The organism is Microcystis sp. M113S1, from assembly GCF_020246945.1.
Taxonomy (GTDB): Bacteria; Cyanobacteriota; Cyanobacteriia; order Cyanobacteriales; family Microcystaceae; genus Microcystis.
This window is the reverse complement of record NZ_JADBSA010000201.1, coordinates 1-14,197: the sequence shown is the minus strand read 5'-3', so window position 1 is coordinate 14,197 and position 14,197 is coordinate 1. Positions and strand designations below refer to the sequence as shown.

The 14,197-nt window shown below is 39.1% G+C and carries 10 protein-coding genes and 2 pseudogenes; 9 read left to right on the top strand and 3 right to left on the bottom strand.

Annotated features, from left to right (window positions below; translation table 11 throughout):
* The first annotated feature begins 255 nt into the window (after nt 1–255).
* Nucleotides 256–1,878, top strand: a complete 1,623-nt coding sequence (locus tag IM319_RS10240) for an NERD domain-containing protein (protein ID WP_287735515.1) — start codon at nt 256–258, stop codon at nt 1,876–1,878.
* Nucleotides 1,879–1,911: 33 nt separating this feature from the next.
* On the opposite strand, the gene IM319_RS10235 is transcribed toward IM319_RS10240, so the two are convergent.
* Both IM319_RS10235 and IM319_RS10230 read right to left on the bottom strand, forming a co-directional pair.
* The gene (locus IM319_RS10235) at nt 1,912–3,597 is read right to left on the bottom strand and encodes an RNA-directed DNA polymerase (RefSeq protein WP_287735514.1); all 1,686 of its coding nucleotides are present in this window, start codon (nt 3,595–3,597) and stop codon (nt 1,912–1,914) included.
* A 284-nt stretch (nt 3,598–3,881) separates the two neighbouring features.
* Nucleotides 3,882–5,015, bottom strand: a complete 1,134-nt coding sequence (locus tag IM319_RS10230) for an FAD-dependent oxidoreductase (protein ID WP_287735513.1) — start codon at nt 5,013–5,015, stop codon at nt 3,882–3,884.
* Between the two features lie 219 nt (nt 5,016–5,234).
* Between IM319_RS10230 and IM319_RS10225 the strand changes: the two genes are divergently transcribed.
* The 8 genes and pseudogenes from IM319_RS10225 (at nt 5,235) to IM319_RS10190 (ending at nt 12,923) form a co-directional block, all read left to right on the top strand.
* On the top strand, nt 5,235–6,425 hold the full coding sequence (locus IM319_RS10225) for a thiolase family protein (protein WP_287686396.1): 1,191 nt from the start codon (nt 5,235–5,237) through the stop codon (nt 6,423–6,425).
* Nucleotides 6,426–6,437: 12 nt separating this feature from the next.
* On the top strand, nt 6,438–7,154 hold the full coding sequence (gene phaB / locus IM319_RS10220) for an acetoacetyl-CoA reductase PhaB (RefSeq protein ID WP_286825393.1): 717 nt from the start codon (nt 6,438–6,440) through the stop codon (nt 7,152–7,154).
* Between the two features lie 211 nt (nt 7,155–7,365).
* Nucleotides 7,366–7,617: pseudogene (locus IM319_RS10215) on the top strand (BrnT family toxin); the annotation flags it as partial.
* On the top strand, nt 7,601–7,813 hold the full coding sequence (locus IM319_RS10210; protein WP_287686398.1) for a hypothetical protein: 213 nt from the start codon (nt 7,601–7,603) through the stop codon (nt 7,811–7,813). The pseudogene IM319_RS10215 and the gene IM319_RS10210, both read left to right, overlap by 17 nt.
* Before the next feature lie 79 nt (nt 7,814–7,892).
* Nucleotides 7,893–8,887: pseudogene (phaE, locus tag IM319_RS10205) on the top strand (class III poly(R)-hydroxyalkanoic acid synthase subunit PhaE).
* A 163-nt stretch (nt 8,888–9,050) separates the two neighbouring features.
* On the top strand, nt 9,051–10,145 hold the full coding sequence (locus IM319_RS10200) for a class III poly(R)-hydroxyalkanoic acid synthase subunit PhaC (RefSeq protein WP_286825396.1): 1,095 nt from the start codon (nt 9,051–9,053) through the stop codon (nt 10,143–10,145).
* Between the two features lie 249 nt (nt 10,146–10,394).
* Nucleotides 10,395–11,612 carry a geranylgeranyl reductase gene (gene chlP, locus IM319_RS10195; RefSeq protein WP_002735532.1) on the top strand — a complete coding sequence of 406 codons (1,218 nt, stop codon included), beginning with the start codon at nt 10,395–10,397 and terminating at the stop codon, nt 11,610–11,612.
* A 183-nt stretch (nt 11,613–11,795) separates the two neighbouring features.
* Entirely contained in the window at nt 11,796–12,923 is a 1,128-nt protein-coding gene (locus tag IM319_RS10190; RefSeq protein WP_287735512.1) for a three-Cys-motif partner protein TcmP, read from the top strand.
* Here the strand turns inward: IM319_RS10190 and IM319_RS10185 are convergent.
* Nucleotides 12,913–13,689 (bottom strand): DUF5131 family protein, encoded by a 777-nt coding sequence (locus IM319_RS10185; RefSeq protein ID WP_287735510.1) that lies wholly within the window; start codon nt 13,687–13,689, stop codon nt 12,913–12,915. The genes IM319_RS10190 and IM319_RS10185 overlap by 11 nt on opposite strands.
* Nucleotides 13,690–14,197: the final 508 nt, after the last annotated feature.

Sequence of the window (14,197 nt, the reverse complement as noted above, 5' to 3'; positions counted from 1 at the left end):
GTCAGTCTGTAGAGCGACCATAAGACCAGAACAGAGTAAATCTGTTAAGGCAGGTGCGGAACCCCGCAAGGGAAAGAAGCAGAAACCTAAATCGTGAGGTTTGGGAATCACCGTCCGTTTACGGCGGTGAGGATGTCAATTTATTGGAAGTCAAGATAAGTATGAGGCATTTTTGGGTAAGTTAGGGTTTAGAGAGTTGCGTTGCCGAAGGCACACTGTGTGATCGCTCGTTTTTAATTATGGGTAATATCAATTATGGCTAAAATGTTTCCCCCAGATGCGCCTTCTAATCCTGATTTACGGGGAGAATCAGAAGTATATCATTTACTATCTCAACTTGACGATGATTTTTACATTTTTCAAGACAGATACTGGATTTTTAAGAATAAAGATGGAGCTAGAACTGAAAGAGAAACGGATTTCTTGTTAGTTCATCCCCAGAAAGGTCTATTGATTATTGAAGTCAAGGGAGGAACTCGATTTTCTTACGACGGGGAACATGATAAGTGGAAATCGGGAGATAATATTTCTTATCAAAATCCCTACAAAAAACAATTAGCTAACTCAAAGAATTTGCCGTTATTCCTAAAACGTGAACTACCTAGTTTGAAAAAACGTTGGATACCTTGTGGATATGCAATTTGTTTTCCTCATATTGATATTTTAGAGGGAAATTTAGCTCTCTTTATGGAAAGAGACGTTACTTTATTTAGAGATGATCTGAAAAATCTAGGTGAGAAAATCAACGAAATATATAGTCATTATAGCAATAATAGTCATCAACCTCTTGGCAAAAAGATAGTAGAAGAAATTAAAACTTTAATTACCCCTAATTCAGAATTTAGAAAATCCCTAAGTGCAAAACTAGAAGATGAGGAACAAACTATAATTAAGCTGACTAAAGAACAACAAGAAATTTTAGATGGTTTTTATAAAGTTAAAACTCCAATCCTTATTGATGGACCTGCGGGAACAGGAAAAACTCAACTCGCAATCTCACAAGCTATTTCAGATATTCAACTTTATAAATTGGTTTTATTCATTACTAATTCTCAGGATTCAAAAGATTATATCTATAAGGAAATTTCGCTTAATGTTGAAACTAATAATGATCTTTTAAAGATATTTACGCTTCAAGAACTTAGTTTAGTACAAAAAGTTTTAGAAAATAAAGAAAATTTAGAAGAAGTTAGAATTATTATTGATGAGGCACAACAATTAGATGGTGATTTTTTAAGAAAAATAGCTGACTATGCTAGTCAAATGTTTAATCTATCAATTTTAATTTTTAAAGATGATTCTCAAAAAACTAATGAAAATGATATACAAGAGATATTTAAACCCTTTAATTATACCCTGCAAAAAGTAATCAGAAACACAATTAATATTTTTGATTCTTACGAAGAATATATTAGTCCAACCTATAAAGTAAAAAAGCCCGTCAGACAGTTTAAGGAAGTCAGCACAGATTATTACATAACTGATGAAGACTTAATTAAAGCCATAAAAAGCAATATTTTGGCATTAATCAACGATGAAAAAGTTTTACCTAAACACATAACAATCCTCTTTTCTAAAAAACCAAGTCAAAACTTTTTTGACTCGATAGCATCAAAAATTTCTACTTTCAAATTTAAGCGATTTTCTCTCGCTAGTCCTCTTCATCCACAAACAATTACTTGGTCAACTATTTACGATTTTCAAGGCTTAGAAAATCATATAATTTTATTAGTGGAATTAGAACCAGAACCCATTTCTGAGACCATTCGCTTAAGAAGATTAAGATATATTGGTCGCTCAAGAGCTTGTAGTATTTTATACATCTTTTTAAGAAAAGATATGTCTTCAGATATAATTGATATTGCCGATATATTTTAAAATTTGTAAAAGTCATCTAATCCTTCACTCTCACTATTCTAATCCTTCACTCTCACTATTATTCGATAGCTCAGTAAAATCAAAGTAATCACAAAAGTTGAAATTATCTTTATGGGAAAAAATTGACGACAAAACCCTTGAAATAGTATGAGAAATTGGTCGAGGTAAATAATTTTCTACATTTTTACGAAATAAATTTTCATCAAAAGTCTGGCCATTATCTTGATGAGATAATATCCATAATGCGTACAATGCGTTGAGATTTAAGTCAATTGATTTTGTAGAAAGAAAGGTTTGAAATTGAGCAATTAGTTTTTCACGGAATCTTTCATTATTTTTAATCATCATGAGAATATATCGCGGATCTTTTTTTCGAGGTTTTACTAAATGATAAATTAATCTTGTTCTGGCATAATCCATGATATTTTGATCCTTAAAAATTTCATTCATTGCTTTGTATGCGGAAAACATTATGTTATTAGGAAATCCAAAGATAATAAATCTAACAATAGTCCAAGTATTTTTTCTGATTGTTTCTGGGTACTTACAAATTATTTCTGGGATTTTATTGATTAATTGTATAACCAAGTTTTCATCGTAATCAGGATCATGATCATTTTTTACATCAAATAAATAATTAGTTATTCGATCACAATCTTTTTTTTGAAGGTTGGCTGTAAGATTAATAGTATTTATGTCAAAATCTTCATCTTCATCTTTTTTTGTTTTCTGATTATCTTCCCAATGTTCCTCATTTATAAGTTCATTACCATAAGCTATTTGATGATCTTTTCTAAAAAAATCTTTGACATATTTAGGATTATGTATAATTTTCGTTTTTGCCGAGTTTAAGTTTAGTCCTATCCTATGTAGTTCTTCTTGCAAAATATTAACCGCTTTGATTACTTCATCTTTAGTATTAGTAATAATTTTAATATCATCAACGTATCGAGCATAATGAAAGCCATAAGCAATCATTAATTCATCTATTTTACTTAGTAAAATATTTGCCAAATAGCCATCAGTTCCATTACCTACTAAAAGCCCTTGTTCTTTTTTTTCTACCTTTAATAAGCCATCAATAATCGAGTAAAATTCAATTTCTGGCTGCAATATTTTCTGCAACAACGGTTTATATTTTTGAGGTAGAATACTCCCTGTTAAATTAAAGAGATTATTGATTAAGTAATTAGGTGATACGCTATCATAAAATGATGTTATATCGGCGTTTAATAAATAAGACTCTCTCTGGTCTTTTTTAAATTCTTTAATAAGATTTTCCCCCCATTGGATGAATTTTTTATATTCAGGATTATAAGGTTTAAACAAATGGATAAATCCACTGAGTGAACGTTGAGTTCTGTTAGCATAGCTTGTTTTAATAAAAGAATTTTCAACTGTCAAGGAAAGGACATTAATCAAATGATATCTAATTGCATATTCTTTGAAAGGCAAATATACACATCTTCTAATAAAGACATCTTCTTTGGGATAAGCATAAGCAAATGACTCATCTGGTATATAAGGTTGTTTTAAAGAGTAGATATTTTTAATATATTCAACTAAAAGGTTGATTTTATTTTCATTTTTACAATTGATACTTAGTTCAAAAAAATTACAAAAGTAATCGTCATTAAGCCTACTATACATTGCATAGTAAATTGACATTCTAATTAATTTTGCATCCGTTAAATAGTCTTCTATGTTAAAATTAAGCATAAATATCCTCTTGGCTCTAAATCTATGTTAGAGCTATATTGCTATTTATTTTTCCCTTAGAGCCAAATTTTTTAAGATTCTTTCGATGTTTGCAGTTTCTCATCTCAGCAAAAGAGAGAAAACAGCGATCGCAAACTGCGCCTTCAAATTCTTCAAACTCCCACAAAGCAGCAATCTTAAACTTTTTCTCACGATTTGGACATTTAGACAACAACTTTAAGTCATGCTTCTCACACCTCCCAACCGACTTAAACTGCCATTCAATCCTATGACAAAGCAACTCATCATTTCTGTTCAAATTGTCTCATAAAAGCTCGATCGATCCGATCTTTCCATGTCCATAATAACGGTGATTGCCATGCGAAACCGCCCCAAGATGCGATCGCTTTTTGGTCTCCTGTACCGATTAAACTCAGATAATTTTTCTGGGGAAAATAGGGTTTTAAGGGCCGATTTTGCAGAATTCTTTGTAAATTATCGTATAAAGGTTTTCCTTGTCGGACGGCAAAAACTCCCGCTTTCGGACGGGGATAATCTGGAATCGTGGCAATATCTCCCACGGCAAAAATATGGGGATGAGACAGAGATTGCAGATAATTATTCACTAAAATAAACCCTTTTTTATCTGTCAGTAATCCCGACTCTTTAATCCAACTAGAGGCCGAGGCAGTCGTTACCCAAATTGTATAATCTATGGGTAAAACTAACCCCGATGAACAGATAACTTGATCCGGTCTTACTTCTATTACATCCGTTGATAAATATAATCTAATTCCCCTTTGTTTAAAAATCTTCTCTAAACGTTGACCGACCCAATTATTATGGGCTGGTAGGAGTTTTTTTCCTCGATGAATTAGAGATAAATTCAAATTACTGCTAGAGTTGAGAATTTTTGCCAAACGGGACTGCATATTTAAAGCTAATTCTACCCCGCCCGCGCCACCACCAACAATGACGATATTGAGAGGATTATTAGGGTTATTAACCGCTTTTTTGAGGATTTCTTGCCATCCTTCCCGAAAAATCGGCACTGGTTTGGCGGGAATAGCGTACTCTTTAGTACCGATAACATTATCTACTGCCGGGATACTGCCGATATCGATCGAGAGATAATCAAAGGGAATCGGTGAAGAATTATTACAAATTACTTGACATTTTTCCGTATCTATGAAATTAGCCTTGTCTAAACAGAATTGCGCTTGAGAATACCTAGCTAGAGAAGGTAAATCGATATGAGTCTCAGCAAAATCATAAAAACCGGCGATGTGGCCCGGTAACATTCCCGAATAGGGGGTATGGGTGACATCGCTAATTAAAGTTAATTGAACGTTTTTTAGGGGTGATTGTCCCCAAAGACGAAGGGCGATCGCATGACTATGACCCCCACCGATAAAAACTAAGCGCTTGACTAAATCCATAAAAAAACGGGATTGCTGCCAGAAAAGTTAAATTCTAATGAATATATCTTCTTACCCAGAAATTCTGTTGCAAAATCGAGGGTAGATAGACAAAAACTCAAGGCATCGAGGCCATAAACTTTTAACCAATGACAGTAAATTGGGATTTTGCTTTTTTCGGACTCGATATTCTTAAGCAAATTCTATCTAATATCTTCGCTTCCCAATAGAGAGAAGTCTATGCAAGAAGTTTATATCGTGGCCGCAGTCCGGACTCCAATTGGTCGTTTTGGTGGGGGATTGATGGGATTATCCCCGGCCGATTTAGGGGCAACAGTGATGAAATACGCCCTAGAAATCGCTAATTTGCCCCCAGAAGCCCTAGATTTGTACATTTTCGGCAATGTTTTGGGAGCGGGTCATGGTCAGTTAATTCCCCGGCAAGCGGCGATTAAAGCGGGAATTCCCCTAGCCGTGGGCGGATATCGGGTGGATATGGTTTGTTCTTCGGGAATGATTGCCGTTAGTAATGCTGCTACCTTAATTCGCGCAGGCGAAGCGGATATCGTCCTCGCTGGTGGCATCGAATCCATGTCCCAAACCGGCTTTTTTCTCTCCCATCGGGCCCGGTGGGGTTATAAATTCCTCATGGGTGCGCCAGAACAATTAACGGATTTATTACTCCACGATGGCTTAACCGATGCTACCACGGCTGAGGGCATGGGTTCCCAAGTCGATCGCCTCTGTCTCGATCGTGGTGGCTCCCGGCAAGCATTAGACGAAATTGCCGCCTTATCCCACCAAAGAGCTGCCACAGCCACAGAAAAAGGCTGGTTTAAGGGTGAAATCGTGCCGATCGAGCTTAAATCTAAGAAAGGTTCCACAATTCTTGATCAAGATGAGGGTATTCGTCCCGATAGTACCGCAGAAGGCCTAGGAAAACTGCGACCGGCTTTTAGTCCGTCAGGAGTTTTAACCGCGGGTAATAGTAGTCAAATTTCCGACGGGGCTGCCGCATTACTTTTAGCCAGTAAAAAAGCCGTGGATCAGTACGGTTTAAAACCAATTGCCAAAATCCTTGGCGGGGCCGTGGCTGCTGGGGAAACCTATCGCTTCGTAGAAACCCCCGTCCTCGCTGTCAAAAAATTACTGAATTCTCTCGGTAAAACCCTAGATGAATTCGATTTAGTGGAAAATAACGAGGCTTTCGCCTTAAATAATCTCCTGTTTGAGATGGATCTCGGGTTAGCTAGGGAAAAACAAAACGTTCACGGTGGTGCGATCGCCTTGGGTCATCCTATCGGCGCTTCCGGCGCGCGAATTCTGGTGACGTTAATTAATGCGTTGAAAGTACAGGATAAAACCCTCGGTATGGCGGCCATCTGTCATGGGACCGGTGGCGGAACAGCGATCGCAATTGAAAGAGTTTAGGAGGAAAAAGCTATGGTATCTCTGGGACTAGAGGAGAAAGTTATCGTCGTCACCGGCGGAAATCGAGGCATTGGGGCGGCTATTGTCTCTCTTTTGATAGATTTGGGGGCCAAGGTGGCTTACACGGATTTAGCCACCGATAATCCCCAGGGGTTAGGCATTGTGGCCGACGTGACTAAGTTGGAATCGATGGAAGCGGCAGCTCAACAAATTGAAGCGGAATTGGGACCAGTGTATGGTATCGTCGCTAACGCGGGGATTACCAGAGATAACTTTTTCCCTAAATTAACGCCGCTAGATTGGGATTTAGTGATTAATGTCAACCTAAAAGGGGTTAATCACACGATTAAGCCATTTATTGAGGGAATGTATGAACGACAAGCGGGATCGATCGTTTGTATTAGTTCTATTTCCGGTGATCGCGGTAATGCCGGCCAAACTAACTACGCGGCCACAAAAGCGGCAGTTATCGGTTTAGTCAAATCCTTAGCGCGAGAAGCTGCCCGTTATAATATTCGCGCCAATGCGATTGCGCCGGGGTTTATTAACACGGAAATGACTTTAGCGATTCCCGAGAAAGTTCGCGATAAAATCACCGCAGAAATTCCCTGTCGTCGCTTCGGTGAACCCGCAGATATCGCCTGGGCAACTGCCTATTTACTCTCTCCTATTGCCAGCAGTTATGTCTCTGGAGAAGTCCTCAGAGTTAATGGGGCCCATCACACCTAATCAGTTATCAGTTATCAGTTATCAGTTATCAGTTATCAGTTATCAGTTATCAGTTATCAGTTATCAGTTATCAGTTATCAGTTATCAGTTATCAGTTATCAGTTATCAGTTATCAGTTATCTAATTCAAAGATGGAAAATGTGTTTGTTATTGTCGCTGCTAAGTTGCTTGATAGTGGCATAAATCTATGAAATTTTAATGGGATCAAGACAAGGCAAATAACAACATCAAAAAACATAGTATATCTTTTGAAGAAGCAGTGACCGTATTTGGGGATCCATTGGCCGTAACGATTTTCGATCCCGATCATTCAGTGGGTGAGTTTCGTTTTCTGATGATAGGACAGTCAAAATTACAAAAGCTGTTAGTCAAATCCCATACAGAAAGAGAAAATGAAATTCGCTTAATTAGCGCCCGTTTAGCTAGTAAACAGGAGAGAAAAAATTATGAATCAGGAGTCTGAAGAAACGGTTAATGACGAGATGTGGAGTGAATATGACTTTTCCAGTGGTATTCGTGGCAAATATTATGAAGCTTATCGACAGGCTAGTAATGTGATCATTCTCGATCCCGATGTGGCGGAAATTTTTCAAGATTCAGCCTCAGTCAATGAAGCGTTAAGATTACTAGCAAAAATTACCAAGTCTGGAAAAATATGACTTATCAGTTATCAGTTATCAGGTGTAGGATGGGTTATTAAACTACCGAAATCAGCGTTAAAGGAAAAGGTCAAAAATAATGGATAAACCGACACAAGCTTGGAGTGAGATGGCCGCCGATTACGTCAATCTTTGGACAGAAACCGGGACAAAAATGTGGTCAAGTTGGTTTGATATGATGGGGGCAATACCCCCGGCCATGGGCAATATTAAACCAGAATTGCAAGAGGCAACCCAGCGCTATTTTGATAATCGGGATTTATTGATCAAATTCCTAAAATTATCGGTGGAAGCTTGGGAAAGTATCTTCCCGAAAATGCAAACAGGAGAAGACTGGCAAACAATTTTAAATAATTATACCCAACAGATGCGCGGTCAACTGAATAGTTTTACTGCCACCACTTCCAAAAGTAGTCAAGATGTCAGTCAACTATGGACAATTTACCTACAACAATTGCAAAGTCTCAATCATTTATGGTTCGATCCTTTCGTCCTGTCAAATGACACAATAACCAAAGCTTGGTTAGGTAATACTTCTTCTTTGATCGAACTCAATAATATCTACTGGCAGAAGTTTTATGATGAAACTTTTGGCCAATGGTTACAGATGCCTTTATTGGGATTGCCGCGAGAATTTAACCGCAAATTACTCGATAGTTTTGAAACTTGGCGGGTTCTTTATCAAGCTAGTATTAACTATCAAATTGTGCTGGCTGATATTCAAGTTAAATCCTTTGAAGCTTTAACTAAAAAATTAGTTTTCCTAGCACAAAAAGGTCAACCTGTCAAGAATTGGCGAGAATTTCAAGATGTGTGGAGTGTAGTCGCCGATGATATTTTTGAAAAGGCTTTTTGTCAACCAGAAAACCTAAAAGTACGGGGAAAATTTATTAATTCCCTCAATGATTATCGCCTCAAACAGCAGGATTTAATGGAAATTTACCTGCGATCAATGAATCTGCCTACCCGCAGCGAAGTCGATGAAATTCATCGGACTATCTATGAATTACGCAAAGAGGTAAAAAGTCTCAAAAAAACTTTAGGAGAAAAAAAGCAGTAGAAAGTAACAATTAGTTAATTGTACTTGACAATCAGGTAAGCTATCAGTTATCAGTTATCGGATTGCAGTTTTAAGTATATAGTGTTAGGTGAAAACTTCGGAACTTTCTTTTCACTGATTACTGTTTACTGTTCACTGCTCACTGAAAAATCCCCACTTCTCTAGGAGAATTAAATTATGTGGCCATTTTTGACGCAAGTGAAACTGGAAGACTTTACCCAAGATTATCTAGAATTAACTCAGAAAAATCTCAAAGGTTTAGACAATCTCAAACGAGTTAAAGAAGAAGATATTCAGTGTGGAGTCTCGGAAAAAGAAGCAGTTTATCGGGAAGATAAAATCATTCTTTATCACTTTAAACCCGTGGTCGAAAAACCCTTCGAGATTCCCTTGCTGATGGTTTATGCTTTGGTCAATCGTCCCTACATGGTAGATTTACAGGAGGGGCGTTCTTTAGTGGCAAATCTGCTGAAATTAGGCTTAGATATCTACTTAATTGATTGGGGATATCCCACGAGAAGCGATCGCTGGTTAACCCTTGATGATTATATCAATGATTATGTCGATAATTGCGTCGATTTTATTCGTCAAAGTCACCATCTCGACAAGATTAATCTGTTAGGAATCTGTCAGGGAGGAACCTTTAGTTTATGCTATAGTTCCCTCTATCCCGATAAGATAAAAAATCTGGTGACAATGGTGACACCGGTGGACTTTTATCAAACCGAGACCCTATTAAATATGCGCGGGGGATGTTCCTTAGGCTCCGAAGCATTAGACATCGATTTAATGGTAGATGCTATGGGCAATATTCCGGGAGATTTTCTCAACTTAGAGTTTCTAGAATTGAAACCTTTGCAGTTAGGTTATCAGAAATATCTTGATTTTCCTGACATCATGGAAGACGAATCAAAATTAGTTAATTTTCTGCGTATGGAAAAATGGATTTTTGATAGTCCCGACCAAGCGGGAGAATCCTATCGACAGTTTCTCAAGGATTTCTATCAGCAAAATAAACTGATTAAAGGGGAAGTGATGTTAGGAGATAAACGGGTAGATTTACACAATCTGACCATGCCAATTCTCAATCTTTATGCGGATAAAGATCACCTTGTACCTCCCGCTTCTTCCCTCGCTTTAGGGAATTATATCGGTACTTCTGACTATACCGCTTGTGCTTTTCCGGTCGGACATATCGGAATGTATGTCAGTGGCAAAGTGCAACGGGATTTACCCCCCGCTATTAGCGATTGGTTAAAAGCAAGAGGTTAACAATCCTCGAAAATATCCCCTTTTCCCAGTTTGGGAGAGGGGTTTAGCACTTTTTTTCTCTATCGGTGTAACACAATACAACACATCGATCAAAAAAAATCTACAGGCAATAAAATAAACTTTTGTAACAGAGGATGTTAAGCACTGTTGCAAGATCGGGCAGAATCGGAGGATATCGTTCCTTTCGGCTAAACCCCTGTGGTACACTGCAAAGCGTACTCGCTCGTAAGTATGTAGGAGAAAACCTGAGTGTTAAGAGTCGCTGTTGTGGGTTCAGGGCCGGCCGGTTCTTCGGCGGCAGAAACATTAGCTAAAGCAGGCATTGAAACCTATTTATTTGAACGCAAATTAGATAATGCTAAACCCTGTGGTGGAGCGATTCCTCTCTGTATGGTGAGCGAATTTGACCTACCTCCTGAAATTATCGATCGCCGGGTGAGAAAAATGAAAATGATCTCCCCCTCTAACGTCGAAGTCGATATTAATCTCGATAATCAAGACGAATATATCGGAATGTGTCGTCGGGAAGTCCTCGACGGTTTTATGAGAGAACGCGCCCATAAATTAGGAGCGCATTTAATCAACGGAACCGTTTACGGTCTCGACATTCCCACCAATAGCACCGATCCCTATACCCTACACTACGCTGATCACTCCCACGGTAATTCCCAAGGGGAAATGAAATCTCTGAAGGTGGATGTGGTTATCGGTGCGGACGGTGCTAATTCTCGCATTGCTAAAGCTATTGATGCCGGGGATTACAACTATGCGATCGCTTTCCAAGAACGCATCCGTCTCCCCCAAGATAAAATGGCCTACTACGAAGACCTGGCCGAAATGTATGTAGGAAAAGACGTATCCCCCGACTTCTACGCTTGGGTATTCCCCAAATACGATCACGTCGCTGTCGGTACTGGCACAATGAAGGTCAATAAAGCCATGATTAAAGACCTACAAGCCGGTATTCGCGCTCGCGCGGCCCGTCGTCTCGAAGGTGGCGAAATCATCCGCGTGGAAGCTCACCCCATCCCCGAACATCCCCGTCCTCGTCGTGTAGTCGGTCGCGTGGCCCTCGTTGGCGATGCCGCTGGAACAGTTACTAAGTCTTCGGGAGAAGGCATCTATTTCGCCGCTAAATCGGCGCGGATGTGTGCCGAAACCATTGTCGAAGTCACTAACGGCGGCCAACGTATTCCCACAGAGGACGAGTTAAAACTCTACCTGAAGCGTTGGGATAAGAAATACGGTATGACCTATCTGGTGTTAGATATCCTGCAACGGGTTTTCTACCGTACCGATGCCACCCGGGAAGCTTTTGTGGAAATGTGTTCCGATAAGGACGTACAGAAGATGACTTTTGACAGTTATCTCTATAAAACCGTTGTTCCCGCTAATCCTCTCGTGCAGATGAAGATTACTGCTAAAACCATCGGTTCTCTCCTGCGCGGTAACGCTTTAGCTCCTTAAAATCAATTCATAACCAGAAAACCCAATCTCCCTATCGCGGTGGTTGGGTTTTCTTTTGGGTTGTTTCTTCCTATCTTCTCTAATTCAAACAAAAATAAGGTGTGTTACATTTGATTAACGCATCCGACGAGAGCGACTTGCCGCTACCTAGCGCCTTCGGCATCGTAACTATTGATATAGCTTATGACTAAAAATTCCTTCTTCGATGAGCAAAAAGAACAGTCCTTGATCAAAGCTAGGATTGTTGAGAAATATTTCTGGGCTTGGGCAAAAGTTATAATTTCAAAAGTTAAGAAGGGATCGTCTTCAAACCAGAAAATCGCTTATGTTGACCTTTTTGCTGGTGCAGGACGATATGAAGATGGCTCAAAATCAACCCCAGTAAAGGTTCTAGAAACTGCCATCGCAGATCCAGATATGCGAAATATGCTGGTGTCGATCTTTAACGATGCCGATGTCAAAAATGTTAATTCTCTTCAACAAGCTATAGATTCAATTCCAGGCATAGAAAATTTAAAATACCGCCCTCGAATATCAAAATATGAGGTTGGAGAGAACATAGTTAAAACCTTCCAAAGCATGAAATTAGTTCCCACTTTACTTTTTGTTGATCCTTGGGGTTACAAGGGGCTATCTCTTCAACTTGTTAATTCGGTCGTCAAAGATTGGGGTTGTGATTGCATCTTCTTCTTCAATTACAATCGCATCAACATGGGTTTAAGTAATGATGCAGTCAAAGAACACATAAATGCGCTATTCGGACAAGTAGGAGCAGATCAACTCCGCGAACGATTGAAAACACTTACTCCACAAGAGCGTGAGTTAACCGTTGTAGAATATATCTGTGAAGCCTTGAAAGAAATGGGGGGTAAATATGTTCTTCCATTTCGTTTCAGACATGAAATGGGAAATCGTACTAGCCATCACCTAATTTTTGTAAGCAAGCATCCTAAAGGCTATGAAATTATGAAAGAGATAATGGCTAAAGAGAGTTCTGAACAGACGCAGGGCGTACCATCTTTTGAGTATAATCCTGCAACTCTTCAACAACCATTACTCTTTGAGCTAACCCGTCCTCTTGATCAACTGGAATCTATGTTGTTGGACAATTTTTCAGGTAAAACTATGACGATGGCAGAGATTTACGACCAGCATCATGTGGGAAAACTTTACATTAAAAAGAATTACAAAGATGCCCTTAGAAATCTTGAATCTCAAGGAAAAATCACAGTACATCCACCCGCAGGCAAAAAACGGCGAAAAGGAACGTTTGCGGATGATTTAAAGGTTACATTTCCAGTTAAGCAATAAGCTCTAATTTTTCTGAACGCCTCGCTGATTTAAGTGGGACACTTCCCCATTTTTGGATATGCTGATTCCAGGCATTAGGCATCTCGTCCCAGATTTTATCATCAAGTAATCTACCCCCTGCTTTCGGTGTTCTTCCCCCAACTTGTTTGAAAAAAAATGCTACCCCTGAATTTTGACATTGATCGCGGATATCCCTTGCCCAGTCAAGTTTCATCTGGCGATGTTTTTGCCCAGATTCTCCGCCGACAATAACCCAATCAATGCCAGTTAAATTAAGTTCTAGTGGTCCTAAAAGTGGCTCGCATGAAATGAAGCGCACTGAAACAGGCACTGTCCGAAGAGATTCAATCCGATCTGTGTGGTTTTGGTTCTCGACAGATACACCTAGCCAAATGTTGTCGGGAAAATCTAATTTAGACGCTAAATCACCTAGACGTTGATGTCGCTTTGTTAGAATCTGATATATATGCCAAGGCGTTGAATGAATAACGGAGAAAACTTGTCTGATAAAGTCGAGAGGCACATCATCATGAAAAAGATCACTCATTGAGTTGACGAAAACTCGACTGGGAGTGCGCCAACGTAAGGGTTCTTCCAATCTTTCTGGATGCAAAGTCAAGGTGAATCCATTGGGAAAGTTTTTGGGAAAACGCTGTGTAATAGCTTCGGCATAACAATGCAGACAACCAGTGCTAATTTTGTCGCACCCGGTTGTTGGATTCCACGTTTTATCAGTCCACTCAATACCAGTGTGTGTACTAGACATATTTCAACTCCACAAGCTATATCTTTGACAGACGCTACCTGCCGATAATTAGCAATTTACTTGTACTATACCATCGTTTGACAAGTACAATTGTCGCCGCACTCATTTTCTACATTACGCAATCGTCAATGAGTTGCACTTTATACAAAATATTACATCGTTTAACGAAAACAACAGGCGCTTACCAAAATTTTGGGTTAAAGCCCCGTCCTTTTAGGACGGCTTTATGTTAAAATGAAATTGGTTTGAATCCCCTGAGTGGGCGGTAGTGAATGGCTCGATTGAGTTGAACCCTTGAACTCGAAAGTCTGCATAAGAGACAAAAAGGGAGGGTAGCGAAAACCTCGTCAAACATAGCGCAGGGGTTCCGATAAACAACGGTGAATGAAAAACCAGTAAAAATCTTTGTCGTCAGACAGATAGGGTAGGGCATACCCAAATCTTGGTTGAAAGACCAAAACGCTTGGAGAGTGAACCAGAAAAAGGATAACTAGATAGCAAGTGATAT

What these genes read in the sequence shown, in the direction of transcription:
- IM319_RS10240 (WP_287735515.1), top strand. Translation starts at nt 256, where the DNA reads ATGGCTAAAATGTTTCCCCCAGATGCGCCTTCTAATCCTGATTTACGG.
- IM319_RS10235 (WP_287735514.1), bottom strand. Translation starts at nt 3,597, where the DNA reads ATGCTTAATTTTAACATAGAAGACTATTTAACGGATGCAAAATTAATT.
- IM319_RS10230 (WP_287735513.1), bottom strand. Translation starts at nt 5,015, where the DNA reads ATGGATTTAGTCAAGCGCTTAGTTTTTATCGGTGGGGGTCATAGTCAT.
- IM319_RS10225 (WP_287686396.1), top strand. Translation starts at nt 5,235, where the DNA reads ATGCAAGAAGTTTATATCGTGGCCGCAGTCCGGACTCCAATTGGTCGT.
- phaB (WP_286825393.1), top strand. Translation starts at nt 6,438, where the DNA reads ATGGTATCTCTGGGACTAGAGGAGAAAGTTATCGTCGTCACCGGCGGA.
- IM319_RS10210 (WP_287686398.1), top strand. Translation starts at nt 7,601, where the DNA reads ATGAATCAGGAGTCTGAAGAAACGGTTAATGACGAGATGTGGAGTGAA.
- IM319_RS10200 (WP_286825396.1), top strand. Translation starts at nt 9,051, where the DNA reads ATGTGGCCATTTTTGACGCAAGTGAAACTGGAAGACTTTACCCAAGAT.
- IM319_RS10190 (WP_287735512.1), top strand. Translation starts at nt 11,796, where the DNA reads ATGACTAAAAATTCCTTCTTCGATGAGCAAAAAGAACAGTCCTTGATC.
- IM319_RS10185 (WP_287735510.1), bottom strand. Translation starts at nt 13,689, where the DNA reads ATGTCTAGTACACACACTGGTATTGAGTGGACTGATAAAACGTGGAAT.